Source organism: Acinetobacter sp. SFB (assembly GCF_001647545.1).
GTDB lineage: Bacteria > Pseudomonadota > Gammaproteobacteria > Pseudomonadales > Moraxellaceae > Acinetobacter.
This window is the reverse complement of sequence record NZ_LSZH01000015.1, coordinates 159,795-182,922: the sequence shown is the minus strand read 5'-3', so window position 1 is coordinate 182,922 and position 23,128 is coordinate 159,795. Positions and strand designations below refer to the sequence as shown.

Here is a 23,128-nt window from a genome sequence, read left to right as displayed (position 1 = left end):
AGGTCAAGTTTGCTTACAACTTAACGATGCGGCAAATATAGAATAAAAAAGCCTTGGAATATTGACCATTAATGCCAATAACGTTGACAATTTACGACATTACTTTAATAGACCAACAGCAATAGTCTATTTAAAATCAAAAAATTAATTTAAACTCAATAAAACTAAAAACGTCTAAGCGCTATATTTTTATATCTCCACTGATCATTGCATCACTTTTCTATCCATTTTGCAGGAAAGTAAGTGGCCGAGATAAAATTCAATACCTTTGAGATAGGTTGCGCTAATGTAATACCCAGCGGATTCTGTTCTTGCAAATCTTTTGATGAAATCACCCGGGTTCCGAGCACATAATCAAACCAGGGTTTGGTCACACACCAGTTGGCATCCTGATTTGAGTTCATATGATGATCATAATGCCAGGGGATTTTTTTCATTGCCCAGTCTGGCTCTAAATGGGCACGACGATGAATATAGTAATAATTGCAGGCACTGTAGACCGCGGCCACAGCCATGCCTTTCGAGACAGGATAAAACATTAAACTGGTAGTTGTCGCCACCACTGCCAGAGAAAGGATTTCATTTTTGGTGCGCCAGTTTGAAATGCCTTCGACATAGCCATAGTCATGAAATGCCGTTTTTCGAACTTCACGATGATGTTCCCAATGTGATTTCATGCTTTCAGGTACAGGACTATACCGTGGCTTTCCATGACGATGGGTACCATGCAAAATATATTTGTGCGCCACCCATTCAAAGCCATTGGCCACAACCAATCCAAATAAAAAACCTTTCCACATATCATTTCTCCATCAATTGTATTGAATATAGACAATGAACTGTGCTAAATATTGACCTTAACATAAAAATTCATTGATAAATTACGACAATAAAAAGATCATAATGCAGCAATTTAAAGATTATACCGGCTCTGTTTATGGTGGACTTGGGCATTTACTTTATGCCTATAGCCAAGCCAAAGGCTTAGTGATTTCTGAAAAACTGCAACAGGTTCAAAACCTGGAACGCTTTGACTTCAGTATTTTTCGTGACTTGCTGACAGACATGCAACAGCATACTCAAATGCCGGCACTGGGCTTAGATATTGCCGACTCTGTGCAACCGAAACATTTGGGCATCATTGCTTATATTGCCCTATCCTGTAATACCCTAGCTGAGGCTTTACAACGTTATTATGATTTTCATCGCCTGATTTATGATGGCAGCCCCCTACATGCCAACATACTTGGAGACTACTTAGCAATTGGCTGGGGAGATATTCCCTTTCATCTTACCACCCAAGTCACGCATGAACTTGCGATCGCGTTGATGTTACAGTTTCTAAAATACTTTATGGACTTTGATGATATTCACGTACATGAAGTTCATTTTGTCCATCCAGCACCCAAAAATATTGCATTATATGAGCAATATTTCCATTGCAAAGTTCGCTTTTCACAACCCGTCGCACAAATTATTTTACCTGTGTCTGAGCTTGCCAAATCATTTCGTCTGGGTGATCAAACTCTGCAAAATTTACTGATGCAGCAAGCTCGGTCTCTTTTAGACAAGCTTCCTCATTCCACCCAAATGGATCAACGGCTACAACAGGCAATTCTAACCGGCATACAAAAAAACCTGTATCAAATCGAAGCTATTGCGCAGCAATTAAACATGTCGGTACGCCAGCTGCAACGTCATTTACAACAACAAGGCACTACTTATCAGCAACGCATGCAAGAAGTTCGACATCTATTGGCAGAACAATATTTAAAAGATCCACATTTGAGCCTGCAAGAAATTGCTTTATTGCTGAGCTATTCTGAACAAAGTGCCTTCCAGCGTGCCTTCAAACAATGGACTGGCTTTACACCACAACAATGGCGACAACAGCAATACTGATAAAAGCTGATTTCAGTCATACAAGTGTCATTTCTATTCATGCTGTTGTGATTGAGAAATGTTTATTGATAAAGTAGTGACTCCTGAAAAAGACTAAAACAAGCTCCATAAAAAAAGCTCACATTATGTGAGCTTTTTTATGTTCCACATGGAACATAATGAGGGATTATATTTTATAAAAATGGATTTTCAATTTCCTGTTCATCTTGCCGATCAATTTTTTCAGGCAAATTCGGTTCACTCTCTAGAGCACTGACGACATCATTTAAAAATGCCTGTAAAGCTTTGGCAGCCTGTAAGCCAGCCCGATCTTTAGTCAACTGCAAGTTGCCATAAATACTGACGCAATCTTCTTGGTTTTCCAAAGTGAGGTCGTGAATCGCATGTGATTCGGTACCATTTTCAAAGGGCTTAAACATTATATTCTCACTTGTCTTTGTTGTTATTTAAAAAGTAGGACAACTCCTCTTATCCTACCTAAAAACTGCTTATTTCAACAACTGTAAAATATACTGTAAAAGTCCTTCAATCAATTGTTTAACAATCGTATCTTGGGTATTTGGATCAAGCGCTGGAGCTGCATTCTGGTTCTCACCCGATGGTGCAGTCTTCGCGATTGAAGACGATTTTACCGAGGATGATTTAAACTGTTTCTGCAAAGCAGTCAGTGCATCTGCACTCACTTCTTCGGCACATTGACTTTCTGCATCCCAATGTGAATAGGCAATTTTCTGAGTCGCTTTGACCGCACTTGCCCTTAATGGCAAATTGTAAGTATTACGCTTTTGGTCTTCTGTTAGCTGAGGAAAAATATTGATTCCAGTAAGATCCTCCAAAGCACATATGCTAATCACCTGCACTTTTGGGGCAGTACTTTTTAGGGTATTGTCGGCATAATACACACCTGCCGCCCCTGTTTTTGGCATATAAACGGCTTTATAGGTCGCTGTGGGAACAATGACCCCCTTACCAATGGTTTTGAGTTTTTTAGCAGTAAATACGGGGCCAGTAACGACATAAACCTCTTGTTTCTGCTTGGTCACAATCGCGCGCGTCGCTTCCTCTAACTCACGCCAGACTTGCTGATTATTTTTAGGTGCTTGCGGCACCATATTGGCTAAAGAAAAACTGTCATTTTGCGCAGCTTTGGTAGGCATATCTGCATTGGGTGCCATATGTCCACGATCATAACCGGACGCTTTATAATCCGATAATGTCGCCTGATGTTCTACTTTGACTTTGGATTCTTCATGAAAACTGTCTTCACGCGGAATTTTTTGACTTAAACGTTGCGGAGTCAAGGCTTCAGCAACCCACAAAGGGGTTTTCGATACGCCTGAATACATCACATTAAAGCCATTAAAACACAGCGGATAAGTATTTTTATTAAGGCTTTCTTTTACTAAATAAGGTGGAATATCACGATAAAATTGATCTAAACACGCCGAACTGGATGAAGATGGCAATGAAACAAATTGCTGGATTTTTTCCTGTCCAAACGCAATCGCAAAACTACTGGTCGCGACCAAACCCAAAATAATTTTTAAGCTATTTTGATTTAAAAGTTGAACCCAAGATTTACTGGTTTTACGTTTTCTAATGGCCATTTCTAGATAAACACTCATTTTTAACGAGCTTAACAAGCCGCGAAAATGAAGTATATGTAGCAAAAGTTGTTTGTTTAACATTTAGGCAAAACCTGCTCAACAAAAGCACTGTTGTTGTAACAATATGTCTTATTTTCTAAGGTTTTTATAAAGACTCTTAATGACTTTACGTATGTTTGATTGAAAAACCGATCCTGATTATGACAAGGTGAAAGCATGCAAGATTCGGAATTATCATTTCTACGGAGTATTTTATGCATTCGAAGCTTTTAGGTTTAAGTCTCATAACAGGATTAATGAGTGCAACTGCATTCGCAGAACCCGCAATCCAACCTGGCGATTCTTTAGAAAGTTTATCTAAAGTTAAAGTGACTACTACCGTGAATGGTCAAGCAGGTTCAATTCAAGACTTAGTGGCAAGCGGTCAAATCCGTCTTGTTGATGCAAGTCAAATCACTGCTGAACCTGCTCAAGCTGGATCTGAGACTGAATCTCAAAGTATGGTCACTACAGATCAAACTGCAGCACAAACTACACAAGATATGAATACTACGGCTCAAGCTGCTGAAGTATCTCCAGAACAAGCAAATGCTCCTGCTGTTGAGCAAACAGCTCAAGCTGCATCTGAAAATGCAGACCCAATGCAACCGAATGCTGAATTGGCTGCACAACAAGCTGAACAAGTCATGAGTCAAGAAGCTGCTGCTCAAGCGCCCGTGAATGAAACTAATGAAAATGTGGCTGCTGCATCGATGCTTTCATCTTCTACAGATACACCAGTCAATGCGGCTGATATGTCGCAAACAGATGTGACCAATGAAGCTGTTTCTGCAGCACCAGTGAATACAGCAGAAACAAATGAAGCTTTCGCCGCTACACCTGAAGCTGCGCAAACTGATAATGACGCAGTACAAGCTACACCAGAGACTGATCTTACCGATGCACCAATAAATGCTTCTCCAGAAGCGCCTGCTGTAGAACAAACAGAGAACTAATCGCTCTCTTTTTCAGGGCTTCTCTCCTCCAGATAAAAAAACCAAGGATTTTCCACCTTGGTTTTTTTATTGTCTGTCATTTCTAATCATCAGATTTCGATTTGACTGCCCAGCTCAACCACCCGATTAGGGGGGATTTGATAAAAATCGCTGACTGGACTGGTATTACGCTGCATGGAAATAAACAGTTTTTCACGCCAAGGAGACAAACCTTCTCCAACTGTATGAATCAGGCGGTCACGCGAAATAAAGAAGCTTATTTGCATCATGTCGAAGTCAAAACCTAAGTGTTGATATGCCTGTTCCAGTGCCTCAGGAATATTGGGTATATCTTTAAAACCGTAATATAGTGAAATACGATAAAAACGATTGTCCAGTTTTTCAACTTGGGTGCGCTCTTCTTTGGATACATAAGGAATATCACGGGTGATGACTGTCACCATAATATTCAATTCATGCAGTACCTTGTTATGCTTGATATTGTGCAACATGGCATGCGGCACGATATTGGGTGTACCGGTTAGAAAGACCGCTGAGCCAGGAACAAATTGAGTTTCCGCGCTCATGCTAATACTTTTAATAAACAGATCTATCGGTAGAGCATCTTTTTCTAAACGTGCCAGTACAATTTCTCGTCCCGCTTTCCAGGTCATTAAAAGGGTATACACCGCAGCGCCGATCAGAATTGGCACCCATCCTCCAGAAATGATTTTTAATGAGGTTGAGGCCACAAAAACTAAATCAATCAATAAGAATGGTACGGCAAATAACATAACTTTCCAGACTGGCCAACGCCAAAAACCGTAAGCAAGAAATGAAATTAAAATCGTACCGCAGAGCATGGTCATAGTGACCGCTACACCATAAGCACTGGCTAAACTGGCACTACTTTCAAACAGCAAAATCAGGATAACTACCGAAATGAATAACACCCAGTTGATGAACGGCAAATAGATTTGCCCTTGCTCCACATCCGAAGTGTGATGTACGGTTAAGCGCGGCAAATAGCGTAGTTGAATCGCCTGATTGGTCATGGAGAATACGCCAGTAATCACTGCTTGTGATGCAATGACTGCCGCAGCAGTCGCCAGGCCAATCATGGGAAATAAAGCCCAATCTGGAACCAGCATATAGAATGGATTGGCAATGGCATCTGGGTTACGCAGTAACAAAGCTCCCTGTCCTGCATAGTTAAACAGTAGACATGGTAAAACAATAATGAACCAAGCCAGACGAATCGGTAAGCGACCAAAATGCCCCATATCGGCATATAGAGCTTCGCCACCGGTTATGGTCAGAATAACTGCCCCCATGGTCAGGAATGCCACATAGGGTTGATGGACAATAAATTTAAAAGCCCAATGTGGACTTACCATGGTCAACACGAACGGGGTTTGGATAATACTCCACACCCCCAGCGCACCAATGGATAAAAACCAAACCAGAGTTAACGGACCAAAGAATTTTCCCATGGTCGCGGTGCCATGCCGCTGTACCAGAAATAATCCAGCCAAAATACCAATGGCTAAAGGCATTAACCACTGGTTAAACATGGGTGTCGCAATACTCAAGCCTTCAATAGCGGACAAGACGGAAATTGCCGGAGTAATAATGCCGTCACCAAAAAACAGTGATGCGCCAATAAACCCTAAAGCAATCAGGTAAATCTTCTTGTTCTCGGCAATACGTGAGGTCCGCAGGTTCAATGCCAATAACGACATAATCCCGCCTTCACCATTATTGTCGGCACGCATAATGATGGTCACGTATTTGAAACTAATCGTCAGCATCATGCACCAGAAGATCAGCGATAAAATCCCAAGGACCGATGCTTCACTAATAGCGAGATGGGCGGTGAGGAAACATTGCCTAAGGGCATACAGTGGACTGGTACCAATGTCTCCGAATACAACCCCAAGCGCTGCGAGGGTAATCACAGGCAAGGCGGCTTTCTTTGCAGTACTTTGCATATTTTGTCTTCGTTTTGTGCCACTATTTTTTCGCCATGATATCACCGAGATAAAACTTTTGCTTTAAATCAATTGTTTCAGCTTGGCAGCGTGGCTTTTTTTCGTTATTATCGCGGCGCAATGGTGAGGTGTCCGAGTGGCTTAAGGAGCACGCCTGGAAAGTGTGTATACGTTTGCGCGTATCGAGGGTTCGAATCCCTCTCTCACCGCCACATTTTACTCTCATGATGATTCACGAGGTCTTAAAAAGCTTAAATCTAAAGGGTTTAGGCTTTTTTTGTGTCTGATAGTATCAACTTTATCTGTTGCAATCCCGATCTAGTCGGGGGTATAACTGGGGGTATAATAATTTACCCCTATTTTTATACCCCCAGATTTCTACGGAAACCATTGCAATGCTTACAGATGCTTTTGTTAGAAAAATCAAACCAGCGGAAAAGAAAACTAAATATGCTGATGAAAAAGGCATGTACTTGGAAGTCACACCTTCTGGCGGTATGCATTGGCGGATGAAGTTTCGCTTCAATGGTAAAGAAAATATCTTCAGTATTGGTTCATATCCAGAAACCACGCTTGCGCAAGCCCGCCGCGCCAGAGACGAAGCGCGCTTAAGGCTTAAAGATGGGATCAATCCCAATGAGGCCAAGAAGCAAAAAAAATTGCATGCCGATGAAAACACGCTTTTTAAAGCGCTTGCAACAGAGTGGATGGAAGACCGCAAACCTGTCATTAAAGAAACCACGTACTTACGTGATCTCTCTGTATTTGAAAAAGACCTGTTCCCCGCCTTAGGCAATATGCCCATTGATCAAATCAAAGGCAAAGATGTGCTCGCCTGCGCCAAAAAAATCGAAGCTCGCGGCGCACTAGAAATGGCTAAGCGGTCTATACCTCTCACTGGTCGTATATTTCGTTTTGCTATCCGTAAAGGCCTGATTGAGAATGACCCGACTCCGCACTTAGGAGAAGCCTTAAAACCGAGAAAAACAAAGCATATGGCCCGCTTAGATATTTCTGAGTTTCCGCCCTTCCTTGAGCGTATGGATCGCTATCATGGCAACCCAATGATTAAGACAGCTATACAGCTGATGACGTTAACTTTTGTACGTACAGCTGAGCTGAGAATGATGGCGTGGAATGAGATTGATTTTGATAATCATTTATGGAGAATTCCAGCACATAAAATGAAAATGGCGCAGCCTCATATTGTTCCATTATCTAGGCAGGCTATAGAACTCATTGAAGGGCTACGGCCTCTCACAGGCAATAAGCAGCATGTCTTTTATAACCACAGCACGGCAAAACCCATGAGCAGCAATGCCCTACTCTGTGTGATTCGTACAATGGGCTATAACGGCAAGATGACTGGACATGGCTTCCGTGGGCTTGCATCAACAACGTTGCATGAAAAAGGCTACATGCATGATGCAATTGAAATTCAGTTAGCGCATCGAGTAGGTAACGCCGTGTCACAAGCGTATAACCATGCTCAACACTTAGAATACAGAACAAAGATGATGCAGGACTGGGCTGATTTTATTGATGAGTTGAGGAGGAATCTCTAATTTTTTAATAAAATATACTTCCCTTTTATCTCCATTTTTTTAACACGTATTTTATAAAATATAGATTTTCCGACATTTTTTTGCTATGAATTACACTAAAAATAGAAGTCACTCCAGCTACACAGTTACTGATTGATTAGAAAACTAGTAAAATTAGATCTAATTATTTTTGTCTTCTCCAAACCACTCAGTAAACATTTAAAAATTTTGCGACCAGAGAACTTATGTATTTAAATTATCGATATGAAGAAATTGGTGATGACAATTTTGAAAGGTTGGTTGTCCAGATTTGTAAAAAACTTTTTGGGATTGGCATTCAGGGTTTTGCACCAGGTAAAGATGGTGGAAGGGATGCAAAATTTCACGGAAAAGCAACTCTATTTCCGAGTACCGCAAATCCCTGGGAAGGTATAACTGTAATCCAAGCAAAGTTTACTGCAGGATATAATACGTCATTTAGTGACCCTGATTTCTTTAAGGAAGGTGTAGAATCATGCACAATTTATAAAGAATTAGATAAAGTAAAAAAATTATTTGAACGTGGTGAACTCCAGAACTACATGCTTTTTGCAAATAGAAAGCTAGGCGGAATTGCAGAAGAAAAAATTAGAGCCCTAATAAATATCCATACAGGAATTCCTTGCGAGAACATATTTTTAGCAGGAATAGAATATATAGAGAGTTGCTTAGAAGATTTTTCTGATATCCCAGACAAAGTTGATTTAAAACCATCAAATTTCCCAATCAACATTAATCCATCTGCTTTGAGTGAGTTTATTCAACATCTACACCAAGGATGTGAAGAACTAAGTAAAGAATTAGCAGGAAAAATTCCAGAAGACCATCCTACAAAAAGAACAACTTTTAAAAAGAAGAATGAACTAAATAATTTTTCAGAGGCTACATCAAATTATTTACTAGGTAAGTATTTAAGTTATACCTCTGTAATTGATAAATTTTTACAGAACCCAGCTAATAATGAAATTAGGGAAATGTATACCAATTTAGTTGAAGACTTCCAAGTTAAAGTACTCGCAAAAATTGCTCAGTACGAACGCTTTGATGATCTATACAACTTACTTTTAGATATTATTAAAAGCAGAAGTAAATTTTTACGTCAAAAAGAAGCACAGTCTTTAACTCATATTGTAGTATTTTATATGTATTGGAATTGTGATATCGGATTGGTTGAATCATGAGCTATGTATTACCAACTAAACACACAAACCCAGACCAAACTGCAATTTATGCAGCTACTTTAATGCTTAAATATTTAGCAAAGAATAGAATTTGTAACTTTAATGAGTTGAAATCTTTTATAGAGAAAAACATTGAAGGCGGCGAATTTTTATTCATACCAGCACTTAGCATTTTGTTTTTATTAGGTAAAATTAAATACCATATCAAAACAGACTCAATTGAGTTCATTGATTCATGAAATTATCTAAATTATACAGTAATCAACAAAAGTATTTTGATGACATTAACTTTAATAGTGGATTGAATGTTGTCTTAGCTGAAATTCGACTATTAACAAATACTGAAAAAGATACTCATAATTTAGGAAAATCGACACTTAGAGACCTAATTAATTTTTGCTTAGTTTCAAAAAAGGATAAAGACTTCTTCTTGTTTGCTAATAAACAATTTGAATCGTTTATTTTTTTTCTTGAAATTGAATTACAAACTGGAACGTTTCTCACAATTCGAAGAAGTGTAGAAAATGGCTCAAAATTCAGTTTTAAACAGCATAAAGAAAAGTTTCAAGACTATAAAAATATTCCCGATGATCAATGGGATCATTTTGAAGTTGGATATGATAAATCGAAGCATTTATTAGATAGCTATTTAAACTTAACGGAAATTTCCCCTTACTCTTTCAGGAAAGTGATTGGATATTTACTAAGAAGTCAAAATGATTTTGATGACCCATTTGACCTAGGTTTTAAAGGGGCACATTCTCAATGGAAACCATTATTAGCTAAAATCTTAGGTTTAGACTCTCAAGCAATTGAACAGTCGTATGAGATTGAATCTGAATTAGAAGATCTTAAAGATAAGAAGAAAAAAATCTTACCTACTGTTGAAGCAAAAAATATATCCGAAATTGAAGGTTTAATTGCAATTAAAAATCAGACCCTAAAGATTAAAGAGGATCAATTGAATTCTCTAGACTTTAGTTCTGTTGATCAAATTACTACTGACAATTTAGTGAAGCAATTTGGAAAAGATATCCGTAAGATCAATAATGATCTGTACTATCAAAAAGCTAATTTAGACCAAATCAACATTTCATTGTCTGATTCAAAAATCAAATTTAATGTAAAAGAAACTCAACAGCTTTTTCAAGATATTGGGATTATTTTTAATGATCAGGTTGTTAAGGATTACAACCAGTTGATTGAGTTTCACAATGATATTTTGAAAGAACGACGTTCTTTCTTATTAAAAGAAAAAAACCGACTTGAACAGCAAATTAATGAATTATCTAACTCTCTAAAAGACTTAAATATTCAACGTTCTGAAAGCTTAGAGCTGTTAAATTCTAATGATATTTTAGATAAATATAAAATTCTTGCTAATGAAATTGCTACTATTAAAAGCAATATTTCTTATCTTCAAGATCAAAGCCTAGTATTTCAAGAAGCCAAAGAAATACAAAATTTGATTCGCATAAAAGAATCAGATTACGAAAAAGTAATATCAACAATAGAAAATAGTATTGAATCAAATACAGCTTCAAACTCTGAATCTGCATTTGCGAATATTCGACTATATTTTAGCGATTTAGTCAATTCTGTAATTTCAGAACCAGCCATGATCTCTGTGAATCTCAATAATGAAAATCATGTTAGCTTTTCTGCAAACCTTCTTGATTCTACAGGAAACAAAACAAGTGCTGATAAAGGTAATTCTTATAAAAAACTATTATGTATTGCCTTTGACTTAGCACTACTAAAAACTTATCAAACTAAAAATTTCCCTCATTTCGTCTTTCATGACGGAGTTTTTGAAACTTTGGATGATAGGAAGAAAGAAAATCTACTTAAAGAGATGCGCTCTCTTGGAAATGAAGGAATCCAACAAGTCATTACTATGATTGAATCAGATACACCAAATGATTATGAAAAAGTTCGTGAGTGGATTGCTGACACAGAAATTACTGTTCTTCTACATGACGATGGAGAAAAAGGTAGATTATTTAAAATGCAAACATGGTAACCCGAAACTGTGTTAGTTCAGATTAAGTCTGAACTAACACATATAAACCTTGGAAGATTAAATTTTCCTACTCCTAAAAGGATTTAAATAACAGGGTTAAATATTTATCATTCCAGCTACTTATATATTCAACTAGTTAATTATCCTTATTAGGTTTAGTCTTTGTTGTCCAAACATTACCATCTATAATATTTTTTTCTACTGAAAAAAAACCATTAAAATTTAAGCGCCCATAAAAATCATGATTAAATTCCGTTAAAACTTTCTTATCACCTCCTATTAACCAAACCACTCGATAATCATTTTTTTCCAACCAATTATCAAGGATATCTTTTCTGCACAAAGCAAAGCTTGAACCACTTTCATCAACACTTGGATCTTGAAAAATAATTCGACCTGAAGAATCAACCCAATTATTAACAGACAAAGCTTTTCTCTTTAAACCTAATGAATGAATCAATTGTGGTGAAGGAAGAAAAAAGTTTATACCTTCTTTAACAGAAGCATCATTAGTACTACTCTCATATTCATATTTTGAAATTGGAGAAAAGGCTTCTAATTTTTCTTCTATCTGATTCAATCTACATCCAAAACCGTCTGATAAATCCTTTAGATAATCATCTACACAAGGATGCCAACAATGCTCACCTAGAAAAGAGTGATATCCAATTCGAAGCGTTTCAATTAAATCAGGATTACAAAGCTCCTGCCCCAAAATTTTTTGTTTAAATTCAGAAAAACATTGATTAGATATCAAAACCGGATTAATTCTATACCAGAAATCTTGATATGGAATTTTATCTTTGTCCAATTTTGGTTCTTTTCTAAACTTTACAAAGCCTGCTAAAGCATACCAATTTATATCGCACTCATCTTTTACTATAAGAGCATTATTAAACTGCGGTAAGTTCTTTTCAGTCCAAAGCCATTCCTGTAATTCATTTATTTTATCACTCATAGCAAATTTTATTGAAATTGGTTGCCACCATGTATTAGTGTTATTTACTGACCAACCATCATCTCCTGTTCTTCTAATCAATAATGTTGGATCGATATCTCTTACACCCAATTGCCAACTACCAAGATAATCAGTAGAAACCGCTTCAAGGAAATGATTATCAGGCTTCACTTGGAAGCTATCTGTTAGATAGGCTAAATATTCATGATAAGCAATCCATTGATATTTTTTACCGATTCGCTCTATCAAAGGTCTACTTCCTCCACTAGAAGGTAAGTTTCTATCAAATGATTCAAATAGTTCATTATTCCAACCAAGTTGCATTGCTCTAAAATAAATCCATCGCTGTGCTTGCTTTTTTGATTGCATTACAATTTCGAAATTAGATAATTTAAATATCCATTTAGCTCTAATTTGTTGCAATGAATTCAATTTATCTTTGTTATTTTCTAAAAATAATTGTATTTTTGTTTTCTCATTATTTTTATTAAAATTAATAATTTCATTAGGTTCTGGATTTGGATCAAGAGCAATCTGCTTTGTTCTATTATTAGAAATTTCTTCCAAAATTTTATCAAAATTTAAAGATTTCCATAATTTAGATTCTTCTAATTTTTTCATCAAAAGATAATCTGCTTCTTCCAAAATCAAAGCTTCCAACTCAGTAGCTAAATTTGCAGGTAATTCTTTTGCAAATTTTATTTTCTCATCTAATCCTACCCTCATATCCTCTATATCTAATTCAGTACAAGTAACTTCATCAATAGCTCTCATACTGTAGCAGTAAAAATCTGACATAGAACTCATAACAGAGTAATAAATCTCATTTTTATCTTGATCAGCAATATTCAGGACATCAATAGGGTCGTTTAAAGCCCATTTCTGCTTATAAGGTGGTAAAAAAGATTCCCTTTTTATATCAGTAGGAAGACTTTTTTTATGTTCTGCATACAGCAATATACTGACAATATAGTCCCTTAATAGAATATGTGGATATGGATATTTATCTTTGAAGTGATGTTCAAAAATCCATTGGCTTATTTTAGATGTATAAGAGTTATTTTGAAGATTTGTTAAGACCCCATAGACAATAGCGTAAACTCTTTCATTAATATAAGGATCATTTATTTCATAGAAGTTTTCAAGAAATAAGATTATTTCCTCTGGAATAAAGCATAGTAAATGGGCAACTGCCTTAGTTACTTCATCTCGTAACTTTCTATTTGTAGTTGATGTTATCCAAGTTAATGTTATAGAACATAGGTATAGACGTTCTTCTTCTGCTAAAGAAATCTCTTTACTCAAAGCCCATTCGATTAATGCTCTAAGGTTGGACTCTGTTTCATGTTCCTCTTCAACTTCATCAGCATATGCCACATAAGTTGACCAATAAGAATCTCTTGAAGAGAGAGACATATTTTTAAGCCAATCATTTAAGAAAACTGCATTCAATTTATGAGTAGGTTCTGTTGCTAATGCAAATAAAATATTTATCCTATGATTTTCATAACACTTATTAGGAATTTGGTTAAAAATTTCTATTGTTCTATCAGTGAATGAACTTGTGCTTCGACTTATTAGAGTCTTAACAAAAATCTCTTCGAAAAAATAATAGTTTAGAGTTTCAATAGGAAAATGGTCAATCAACTCAGTTTTAAATTTATCAGCTATGATAATATTAAGTGCAGACCAGATGCCTAAAAATTTAAAGCTGTTCTGTTTTGATTTTAGAAGTTGAAAGTTATAATTTTCATAAAGTGCTGCTTCTAGTTCAGGAATACTTTGTATGCCAGCCATTATACTAATAGCAATTAAGTAATCACTAAACCTTTCAAAAGTAAAACGAACCACCACATCAGAATTCGTTTGACCATCTGCTCTATTATACTCAATATCTTCAGATATCAGCCCTTCTTCTAGCATCAAATCATATAAATATTCACCTGAACCATTACGCGAGTCTACACTATTAATTAATTCAAATGCTTCTTCAAATTTTAACCCATAAACATTTTCTGGAAAGAGTTTTTCTGCTAACCGCAGTAAGGCATTATAAACAACCTTTTCATGCGGTCTATATCCCTTAACTTTAGAAATCTTATTTTGAGCACTTTGAATATAAAACTCAAAAATATTTACTATTCCATGTAACCCTTTAGGAAACTCACTCAGACCTGCTTGTTTTATTGCTTTACAGCATGTCTTAAGAAAAAGGGGATTCGTGTACTCAGGAGCTAATATAGGTACAGATGGCTTAACAATCCCCTGTCTATTTAGATAAATCGAAGCAGCTCTATGTTCAAACCCTTTAAATCCATTGTGTTCTTGTTGAGTAATATTACTTCTTAAATCTTCAGGAAATATATAATTAAGATAGGTAGATCTACAACTGACAACTATACTTATATGTGGATATTGGCTAATTTGATGAAAAAAGCTGATCAACCAGTCATTCCAATCTCGACTAAACCGCCCCTCATTAATTGCATCAATTATAATCAGAAGATTAGACTTATCTGCTTCTCCACAAGCATCCAATGCTCCTAAAAGTGTACTATCATCTATTGTTGCTAAATCTAATTCTCTTTTTAAAAAATCTAATGGATTACCACCTTGGTAATGCTGCCCTAACATAAATACTGTAGATAATCCCTTACCCATTCTCGTTAAAGCAATATCACACAACATATGAGACTTACCATTCCCAGCATCACCATGTAATAAAAACTGCCTTGTATAAGCAGCTTGAGTAATTTTATCTATAAGAAAATTCAATAGTTTATTTGTTATATCACTAAATTTATAAATATCACTTTGATGTATTCTTACGGTTTCTACAGTTTTTTTATAATCAGAAGCAATATGATAAATTTTAACAAGTTCAGAACAAAATTCTTGAATTTCAGTCAATACTGAAACATATATCTCTAACTTAGAGAACCAATCTTTATTTTTCAAACTATTTTTTAGGTCTTTAATAGTAGTATTTATTAAATTCCATTTATCTTGATAACTTATATTTTCAACTAAATATTTAAAATAATTTTTATCACAACTTTCCAAACGTAAAATAGATTTTTCAACCTCACCAACTATGGAAAGCCACTCATACACATTATAGTTCAATAATTCTGTATATTCTTTTGTTCGTCCTAAGCCCTCAAATATTTTAGCTATAGGTAGATCCACATGAAATTCTGGCGTAAAACGATCACCTAAGGAAAACCTAGACCTGTTAATGATTTTTTCAAAAATATCTTTAGTTAGGATTAATTCATCAAACCAATATCTTGCTCGTCCATTAAACAATGGATTATCCCGTTGGCTTAACATTAATAAAATTTCATGCTTCCCCCAAAAATGGAAATTTACCTGCATATTTCTTTTTAGAGCTTCCTTTTCCCATTTATTGCAATGAATATTCCATTTATCTCTGGCACTTACGACCTGCTTTCCTCCACGCCCCATTTTTCGGCTATCTGGTAAATCTTGAGGAATACAAACATAATAATTTGTGATATTGGGATGTTTATCCAATGCTGTTAAAACTGAATCACTAATTTGAGTCCATTGAGAATCATCAATATTCTCTAAAAAGTATTTAGCCTACCAAGCATGTTCTGTACCATCATCAAGTATCCAATAACACTCTACACCAGCATCTCCACCAGCCCCCTCTTTCCTTTCAAAGGTTCGAGCATTTGCGGGAGGACACAGATGAGCCAACTGGCAGATCAACTCTTCAAATCCACCATCTTTACTACCGTCAAAAGTTCTTATATTTGAAAAATTTAATTCTGGCATATCTAAAAATTAAGGTAAGGTTAAAAGTAGGTCATAATTGGACAATCGCTTAATAGGTAACTTCCCCCATTCTCCTACTCTTGGAATCATATCTGGATTATTAGATAGTTTTTCCAATAACTCTTTTAAATTAGAAGTTGCATTAATATTTAATAATGGCAGTATTTTTTCACAGTATTTCTTTGAAATAGATTTGGCAAAAATTTCATAAGAATCATGTCCATCATGATATAGCTGCAAGGTCGGATTCCAATAATCATAACGACTACTTTCTATATTTTTAGACATCAAATTTAAATAACAAATAAAGTCTGCCTGACATAAACGATCCAGTCCTATAAATTTTATTGAAAATCTTCTTTTAATAAGCTCAGCAAATGATGAATACCAGTTTTTCCCCTCAACTTCTGAAAAGTAAAATTTAAGAGATTCAATATCTTCATTTAAAAAGTCAAATTGCTTGATCTTTTTTGATCGGCTAGATCCCCTATAACAATAATAAGGGTGGTTTAGTAAAAATGAAATTATAGAGAATTTTTCCATTTTTATAAAAATTGCTAATGTATAGAGAAATAGTTCATGTGCAATAAATTTATAAAAATCAAAATCCCACTCTCTATAGCTATAGCTCGTTTTTCCATTTGAATCTGGATAGAAATATTGTGACATTCCCTCAAAAAAACGATGAAGAGTTAACATACTATCCTCAGTTGCAGCATGTGAAGCGATTGTATATAGCACTCTAATAATTTGTTCTAGAGGTTGCTTAAACTCTTCAATTCTATTAAAAATTAATGTTGCATGATCAACTGGTTCTAAATCATCAGAATACTCTAATTTAAATCTATTTAAATTCTCTAATAATGTATCAAAATATTCATTTATCGCTCCTTGAGCATTGGGCTTTCCTCTCTTGAGCAAATCTATACATCGCCTTGCTAGTGCATCAATCCCAAGCAAAGAAACTTTTTCTTCTAAAATATATTGTGGTGGCTTACCTAGCTGTGGTCTTTGATGCAAGGGTTTATCAAATACCCATCGTATTAACTGTTCAAAATTTTGCGTATATTTATCATCATTACTCAAATCAATATGGATTCTTCCCGAGTAATATACTGGTATAAAAGGGTTCCCGTTATCATCAACCTCTGCAATAACAGCTACAAATTTCGTTTGCTTAACCTCATTATAAATTTTTGAAGAAATAATCTGCGTTTCAATACCAACCCCTTTTTCCCTGTCATCAGCTCGACTTTTATATTTTTGATCACAAATCATAATGACTTTAGCAATAGTCTCATCTGCAACCATTTGTTCCATAAAGTAATAAGGATCTTGCCCTTCTTTTAAATCCCATTTATCAAATTTAACATCTACACCTGACTCTGTTAAATCATGAGCTAACCTCAGAACCCAATCCTCATGCTCAGTAGAAGTCCAACTATAGGAAATAAATAACTTTGGCGCAGACATGAAAAATTTTTCTCTTTTTATCCAAACTTCAATCAACTTACTATTCTTTAAGCGCAAAAACAATTAAATAAACAATAGTATTCAATAGATTATAGAAGTCGTTAATTTTTAAACTTAAGTTATAAGCACTATCAAATAATTAGGATTTAAAATAGTTTAGAATCCGTTGAAAATAAAATATGATGGTCTTTAAAATTTAATACTCAAAAGTAAAATTTAATCGACTTAATTTTAATTTATGAAAAATTACATCCCGTTTGATGCTACAACTTTACCATTCTCGCAACTTTCAAGTGAACAATTTGAGCAATATTGCGAATGGTTGCTATATAAAGATAAAGAATTGACAAATGTTCATCGAATAGCAGGCAATGGGTACTACCAAGGAGGACTTGATATATGCGCAAATATTGTGAAATCCTCTAACAAACTTGCTGCATATGAATGTAAATGTTGGAAAAAATTATCGACTCAAGAATTAGGCAACACTGTAAAAAAGTTCAAGCAAAATGACTTAATCTCTAATATAAAAAAATATGTCATTATCCTTGCCCAAGAAGATTTACCAAGAAATATTCGAAAAAAATGGGATGAAATTCATCATGAACTACATTGCTTAGGAATTGAGGCAGAACTATGGACTGGCGTAACGCTAACAATAAAATCTCAACCTTATCCAGATATTGTCAGCAAATTCTTTCCGATGGCACCAGAAAGCCGATTTTATAATGAATGGATGCTTAGAACCCACTTTATCTCAACACTACATAAAGCCTTAATTGATCCAGTCAAAAACCATAGAGGTGCCGCTGATGAATTTCTACATTTTTCTTCAATAAATTATTCTGACTTTGATGAAACATATTCTGAAGATGGTATTTGGAAAATTAAAAAAAAATGGGTAGAAATTTCAGCTCTTTTACCCACAGAAAACCATGTCGGCTCTGCCAATCTTACGATTAAAACTCATGATGCTCACGGGGTAAGTGTTATTCTAGAAAATAAATGGATGTTAGAAAATTTTTTAGGAAACTTAGGACAACCTATCAACTCTCGCTATAGACCATTTTATGTTGGTAAAGATATAGCCCACTCTGAGATCATTGATTTACAAAATTGTCGATTTAACCTACCTAATGCAGCTATACAGCAACTTATTGAGGTCGCAGATAATCTCACGCAAGCTTATCTAGCAGCAATACAAAAAATTGAAAATGAATGGGCTTCTCATAACTTTCCCTTTATTACATGGCATGGTCAAACTTATATCGCCTTATTTGCTTTGCCGAAGGAAATTTGGGACTTACTGATTAAATTTACGAATGCCCATGATGTAGATAAAGGCAATACTGAATGGCATATTTTTTCAGCATCTAGAAATTTCATACAGCTTTACACTGGAGAAAGAGGAAAACCTATAGAAGATGTTTATCATGGTATGTTTTGGGCAGAAAATATAGAAGGCATCAATGATACCGATGAACTTACTTTATTGTGGCAACCTCCTCTCAGCAAAATCCCTGTATCTGAAGAAAAATGGTGGCCTTGTCAAACATCATTTGAATGGTTAATAAACCAGCTCATTCCCAAAGTAATTGCTTGGAATAGAAAGAAAAGTTTGTTTTTTTACTTTAGTTCCGCAAGAAAAGTTCAAAATATTCAAGATTTAGAAAGTTATGGTTATATTAGAGATATTCGTAAGTTTTCATTATTAAAAGATCACCACTATCGAACCCAAGGCATATTGAAGACTATCGATGTTCTACAAAGTTTTTATATTTCCCCTAAAAGTAATCGTGCCTATTTCACTGTCAATGAAATAGCTCAATTGTACCTATGCCTAATCCCTTTGGTCGAAAATGCGAAGGGATATTTTTCATATATTTCATCAAAACTTGATTTTTATAATGAACAATTTTCAAATTTTAAAGAACTTTTAACAGCGCTTCAGAAAAGAGTAAAAAATGAAGAGTTTTTAATGAATAACCAAGAAATTGAACATATCTTCAGAGCTATGGCTGAATGTATTTATTCGGATGAATCATGGATAGATATTAAGTTGAAAGAAGATATTTACTTGGCTCTTAAACCTTTCTTAAAGTTTTATGACCATCAACTGTTTATAGATCGATACTCGACATATATGTAGATACTTACAGCTTATTGGACCATAGCAAATAGCCATTTTCTTCTGCTTGAGCATATGCCCATTCTGCAACCTTATGTGATCTATCCTTATCTGTGAGAAAGCCCAGTACAGATATCCGATCTATAATGACCAAATCCTGAGTGTGATTACGTTCCTGCCATTTATGTAAAAACTCATCTGTGGCAAGAAAATTACTCTTCTTAGAATTACAACTCGCATCTGCTAACACGAAATTATGCCCTGTATCCGATGGATACATAGACCACGGTATAAAGTGATCAACGGCATAATTGCCTTTTTTCATTGACTTATTGCAATAGAAGCATCTGCACTCTTGTAATTCTACCAAAATATGGGCTACTGCATTAAGCTGATTCCGGTTGGGCTCAAACATAAATTGTTCGAGGTTCGGCAATTTATTCAGAATTGGCGCATTGTTGCTATTCTTACGGATGTAGTCGATCCAGCGCTTCTGGCATAACTCCTCAATAATTTCACTGAACTGTCTTAAGCAATACATAACCTGCGGCAAAAGGATCAACTGCTTTCCACACTTCTCAAGCCTATATAAGAATTCGAAATTTTGACCGCTTATATTTTGCAGATAGCGCACTGGCATTTCTTTTACAGTTCTTGCTACATCTTTCAATAAACTAAACCATACCAAGGAATCACGGCGCAGCAAGCCGAGTGATGCATAAGCCTGCCTCAGCGAAATGATTCTATTTACAATTGCCGCTTGTTTACCATTATTCTGATTAAGTATTAGCTTGCTGCCCTCATTAAACGTATAAGGAACTGCTTGCTTCCAATACAGCTCAATAAATTTCTCAGCAATATCCCCATACTCTAGCGCTAGACCTTCACCTGAATCCTGTCCCTTCTCAATAGCTAATCTGCTTAGGCTAATAAGTAAAGCAAACTTATAGGTGCTACTAAAACTGCCAGATTGCAAAATCAGCTGAATATTTTTCAAAAACTTTAATTGCTCTTGAGCAGTTGGGACTAAATTAAGCATGCTTTTTCCACAGCAGGTTTAACCACTTTTCTTCTCGGTCCAGTCTTTGATCTACAGTGATCCATTGTTTTAATAATTGAAAGCCCATCACCTGATCCAGCAAATCCTGCGCCTGCTGTTCATTTAAATCCGTAAATGCACGTCCATCTTTTTCTCGATCACCATCGCCATACTTAAATGACATATACAAGACACCATTCACTTTAAGTGCTTTTAATAATCTTAGCATCACATCAGCTAAACATTCACGCTCACAGTGCAACAACGACGCACATGCCCAAAGCCCATCATATTTATCTCGCTCATCCAGCTCGTAGAAGCTTTGCTGTCTTACATTGATTCCCGTGAGCTGTTTGGCTTTTGCAACGAGCACCTCTGAATAATCAATTGCCTCTACCTGATGACCAAAATTTTTAAAAGCTAACGCATCTCGACCTGAGCCGCAGCCCAGATCGAGAATAGAAGCGTATCTTGGTAGATATTTTAAAAATGATTGGTACAAACTGCTCATATCAACTTGATAAGTTGTTGCAAAGAACTGATCAGCATTTTCATTGTAATAGTTGATAGTTTTATTCATGATCTTTTATATAAAGAGTTTAGACGTACACCATAAGCATGTACTAGAAATTATAAACAAAGGTTGCCACAAATTTAATTAAAAACTAATATAAGACAATTAGTTAAAGATTAAAAGAAGATGACTGCTTGCCCTATATGTAAAAATGAACTCAATAACGATTACCTCAACTCTGCCATGGATGAACTTTCTCAACATAAAGACTCACCTTTTTATTCTATAATTAAGCCATGTTCTCATTGTCAACATAATCTACTTTTTAAAAAAATTGCTCTCAGTTATTACCTAGTTACAGATAAAAAAGAAATTGTTATTGGTGGCGCATAAAAAATTAAGTGTGAAATAAGGGAGCTTTCGCTCCCATTTTATTCACGACTTTGTATCTTATCTTCAATCCACTGATTCACTTCCCAAGCCACCCACCCAATACGTGATTCACTTAAGCGTACGGGTTTTGGAAAGCTTGAATCATAGTACTTTGAATCTACATTGATCATTTCATAGATCTTTGCCCGACTAATACTTGTAAATTGAATTACTTCTTTAATATTAATAATTTGATTCATCTGAAATGTCTGACCTGTGAACGCATTCATGATGTTTACTCCTAATCATTGATGCGAGCGGGTATTCGCTCAGATCATAGGGCAGTCCCATAAAATTTTACGGAAACTTATGTTGTCCATTTCCATCTAATCCACGGTATTTATGCATCCCACAATTACAGTTAAGTACCCTACACAAATCCACTTTTAAATTTGAAGTCCTGAGCAGCAAGGCTAGACCCGTTTTACGACAACATGCGTAAAGCCTGTTCCAACCCACGCTGCTTGAGTCCTGCACCTGCACCAAACCATGCAGAATCTAGGCGATGATCCTGACTCATGGCGCGACGTTCATGATCGGAAAATTCTGTAATACTGCATAACAAACCATAAGCGGTATCTTTAGCTGAACTCAGTTCTGACCCGCGTCCATGCCCGTTAAACATAGTCATGACTTTAGACATTGCACGGCCATTCGGCTCCGTCTTTTTGTCAGTTTTGGTAGCTGAATTGGCTTGGGTAGCGACATTGCGGTAGAATTGAATAATGCCTTCATCCTGTTCCGCTGGACTCAAGCTAATATTGTTAAACACGGCATCAAAATAAGCTGCTGCTTCGCTTTGAGTCACTTTACGCTGACTGAGCTGTTTCATTTCATACATATGTTCATCCCATGCTCGGACAGAAATTCCCAACTGCTGCTTGATCTTATCTGCATCAAAGCGAGTGCTGTGCGGGACTTTGACCACGCCTGCACTGCTGTTTTGTCCTTTTAACGCAATCGCCAAAGTATTGTTGCAGACTACACGGATTGAGGTGAATTGCGCCGTAGTCGCTAGTGTTCCATCACAACCCGTTGCCAGCAAGATATAACCATTACTGACATCCCTGCCTTTAAGTGCTGTAGTCTGCCCAGTTTTAGCCAAAGCCCAGAATTTCTTACCTCCTTTCAATACGCCTGCTGTTTCCAATTCAAAACCTGATTGCTCAGTTAGATCACGGTAGAACTCCAATACCTCAGCAGGCTGGACTTCCTGATAACGCTGACTGACCACAGATAGAGGTGCATGGGTATCCGAGCGGTAAAGTACGCGCTGTTCTTCATAGGGCATGATGATGCTTTGCCCGCGTTCATTTTGTGCCATGTAGCTGACATTGGATGATTCAATACGCCAATCCATGCCTGCCTGCTTCGCCCAGACTTCAATCGGCTGGTTTTGCGCGAGCTGATTGCCAAGACCATGCCAAGGGGTGTCTCCGACATAAGCCATTTTTTCAATTTGATGTGCCATAGTGTTAATTCCTGTACCTATAATTGATTGAATTAAAATATTTAAAAA

18 protein-coding genes and 1 tRNA gene are annotated in these 23,128 nt (G+C 36.0%); 8 read left to right on the top strand and 11 right to left on the bottom strand.

Annotated features, from left to right (window positions below):
* Nucleotides 1-212 precede the first annotated feature (212 nt).
* Complete coding sequence (locus tag AY606_RS13125; RefSeq protein WP_067869480.1) at nt 213-800, bottom strand: hypothetical protein; 588 nt, start codon at nt 798-800, stop codon at nt 213-215.
* 103 nt (nt 801-903) lie between these two features.
* On the opposite strand from AY606_RS13125, the gene AY606_RS13120 reads away from it, so the two are divergent.
* Nucleotides 904-1,902: an AraC family transcriptional regulator gene (locus AY606_RS13120; protein WP_067869477.1), complete on the top strand. Its 999-nt coding sequence runs from the start codon at nt 904-906 to the stop codon at nt 1,900-1,902.
* Between the two features lie 173 nt (nt 1,903-2,075).
* Here the strand turns inward: AY606_RS13120 and AY606_RS13115 are convergent, their stop codons facing one another.
* Both AY606_RS13115 and AY606_RS13110 read right to left on the bottom strand, forming a co-directional pair.
* Nucleotides 2,076-2,321 carry a hypothetical protein gene (locus AY606_RS13115; RefSeq protein ID WP_067869475.1) on the bottom strand — a complete coding sequence of 82 codons (246 nt, stop codon included), beginning with the start codon at nt 2,319-2,321 and terminating at the stop codon, nt 2,076-2,078.
* A 69-nt stretch (nt 2,322-2,390) separates the two neighbouring features.
* Nucleotides 2,391-3,509: a DNA/RNA non-specific endonuclease gene (locus AY606_RS13110; protein ID WP_067869472.1), complete on the bottom strand. Its 1,119-nt coding sequence runs from the start codon at nt 3,507-3,509 to the stop codon at nt 2,391-2,393.
* 254 nt (nt 3,510-3,763) lie between these two features.
* On the opposite strand from AY606_RS13110, the gene AY606_RS13105 reads away from it, so the two are divergent.
* Complete coding sequence (locus AY606_RS13105; RefSeq protein ID WP_067869469.1) at nt 3,764-4,504, top strand: hypothetical protein; 741 nt, start codon at nt 3,764-3,766, stop codon at nt 4,502-4,504.
* Nucleotides 4,505-4,593: 89 nt separating this feature from the next.
* On the opposite strand, the gene AY606_RS13100 is transcribed toward AY606_RS13105, so the two are convergent.
* Nucleotides 4,594-6,474: a potassium transporter Kup gene (locus tag AY606_RS13100; RefSeq protein WP_067869466.1), complete on the bottom strand. Its 1,881-nt coding sequence runs from the start codon at nt 6,472-6,474 to the stop codon at nt 4,594-4,596.
* 122 nt (nt 6,475-6,596) lie between these two features.
* On the opposite strand from AY606_RS13100, the gene AY606_RS13095 reads away from it, so the two are divergent.
* From AY606_RS13095 to AY606_RS13075, 5 genes are all read left to right on the top strand, one after another.
* Nucleotides 6,597-6,686: transfer RNA gene (locus AY606_RS13095), tRNA-Ser, on the top strand.
* Nucleotides 6,687-6,869: 183 nt separating this feature from the next.
* Nucleotides 6,870-8,039 carry a tyrosine-type recombinase/integrase gene (locus tag AY606_RS13090; RefSeq protein ID WP_067869463.1) on the top strand — a complete coding sequence of 390 codons (1,170 nt, stop codon included), beginning with the start codon at nt 6,870-6,872 and terminating at the stop codon, nt 8,037-8,039.
* A 224-nt stretch (nt 8,040-8,263) separates the two neighbouring features.
* The gene (locus tag AY606_RS13085) at nt 8,264-9,238 is read left to right on the top strand and encodes an ABC-three component system protein (protein WP_067869460.1); all 975 of its coding nucleotides are present in this window, start codon (nt 8,264-8,266) and stop codon (nt 9,236-9,238) included.
* A complete protein-coding gene (locus AY606_RS13080) occupies nt 9,235-9,477 on the top strand; it encodes an ABC-three component system middle component 8 (protein ID WP_067869457.1) in 243 nt (80 codons plus the stop codon). The genes AY606_RS13085 and AY606_RS13080 overlap by 4 nt, the downstream gene beginning before the upstream one ends.
* A complete protein-coding gene (locus tag AY606_RS13075) occupies nt 9,474-11,261 on the top strand; it encodes a DUF2326 domain-containing protein (RefSeq protein WP_067869454.1) in 1,788 nt (595 codons plus the stop codon). The genes AY606_RS13080 and AY606_RS13075 overlap by 4 nt, the downstream gene beginning before the upstream one ends.
* Before the next feature lie 136 nt (nt 11,262-11,397).
* Here the strand turns inward: AY606_RS13075 and AY606_RS13070 are convergent, their stop codons facing one another.
* From AY606_RS13070 to AY606_RS13065, 3 genes are all read right to left on the bottom strand, one after another.
* Nucleotides 11,398-15,756, bottom strand: a complete 4,359-nt coding sequence (locus tag AY606_RS13070; protein ID WP_249409254.1) for an NACHT domain-containing protein — start codon at nt 15,754-15,756, stop codon at nt 11,398-11,400.
* Between the two features lie 69 nt (nt 15,757-15,825).
* Nucleotides 15,826-16,023 (bottom strand): hypothetical protein, encoded by a 198-nt coding sequence (locus AY606_RS16655; RefSeq protein WP_249409253.1) that lies wholly within the window; start codon nt 16,021-16,023, stop codon nt 15,826-15,828.
* 9 nt (nt 16,024-16,032) lie between these two features.
* Nucleotides 16,033-17,532 carry an SEFIR domain-containing protein gene (locus tag AY606_RS13065; RefSeq protein ID WP_249409252.1) on the bottom strand — a complete coding sequence of 500 codons (1,500 nt, stop codon included), beginning with the start codon at nt 17,530-17,532 and terminating at the stop codon, nt 16,033-16,035.
* A 202-nt stretch (nt 17,533-17,734) separates the two neighbouring features.
* Here AY606_RS13065 and AY606_RS13060 point away from each other — a divergent pair, with 202 nt between their 5' ends.
* Entirely contained in the window at nt 17,735-19,645 is a 1,911-nt protein-coding gene (locus AY606_RS13060; protein WP_067869451.1) for a hypothetical protein, read from the top strand.
* Nucleotides 19,646-19,649: 4 nt separating this feature from the next.
* Here AY606_RS13060 and AY606_RS13055 read toward each other — a convergent pair whose 3' ends face one another.
* From AY606_RS13055 to AY606_RS13035, 4 genes are all read right to left on the bottom strand, one after another.
* Entirely contained in the window at nt 19,650-20,663 is a 1,014-nt protein-coding gene (locus AY606_RS13055; RefSeq protein WP_067869448.1) for an HNH endonuclease, read from the bottom strand.
* Complete coding sequence (locus AY606_RS13050) at nt 20,656-21,243, bottom strand: class I SAM-dependent methyltransferase (RefSeq protein WP_067869445.1); 588 nt, start codon at nt 21,241-21,243, stop codon at nt 20,656-20,658. Before AY606_RS13050 ends, AY606_RS13055 begins: the two co-directional genes overlap by 8 nt.
* Before the next feature lie 365 nt (nt 21,244-21,608).
* Nucleotides 21,609-21,839 carry a helix-turn-helix transcriptional regulator gene (locus AY606_RS13040; protein ID WP_067869440.1) on the bottom strand — a complete coding sequence of 77 codons (231 nt, stop codon included), beginning with the start codon at nt 21,837-21,839 and terminating at the stop codon, nt 21,609-21,611.
* A gap of 194 nt (nt 21,840-22,033) precedes the next feature.
* Nucleotides 22,034-23,080, bottom strand: coding sequence for a DUF932 domain-containing protein (locus AY606_RS13035; protein WP_067869438.1), 1,047 nt, complete (start codon nt 23,078-23,080; stop codon nt 22,034-22,036).
* Between the last annotated feature and the right edge of the window lie 48 nt (nt 23,081-23,128).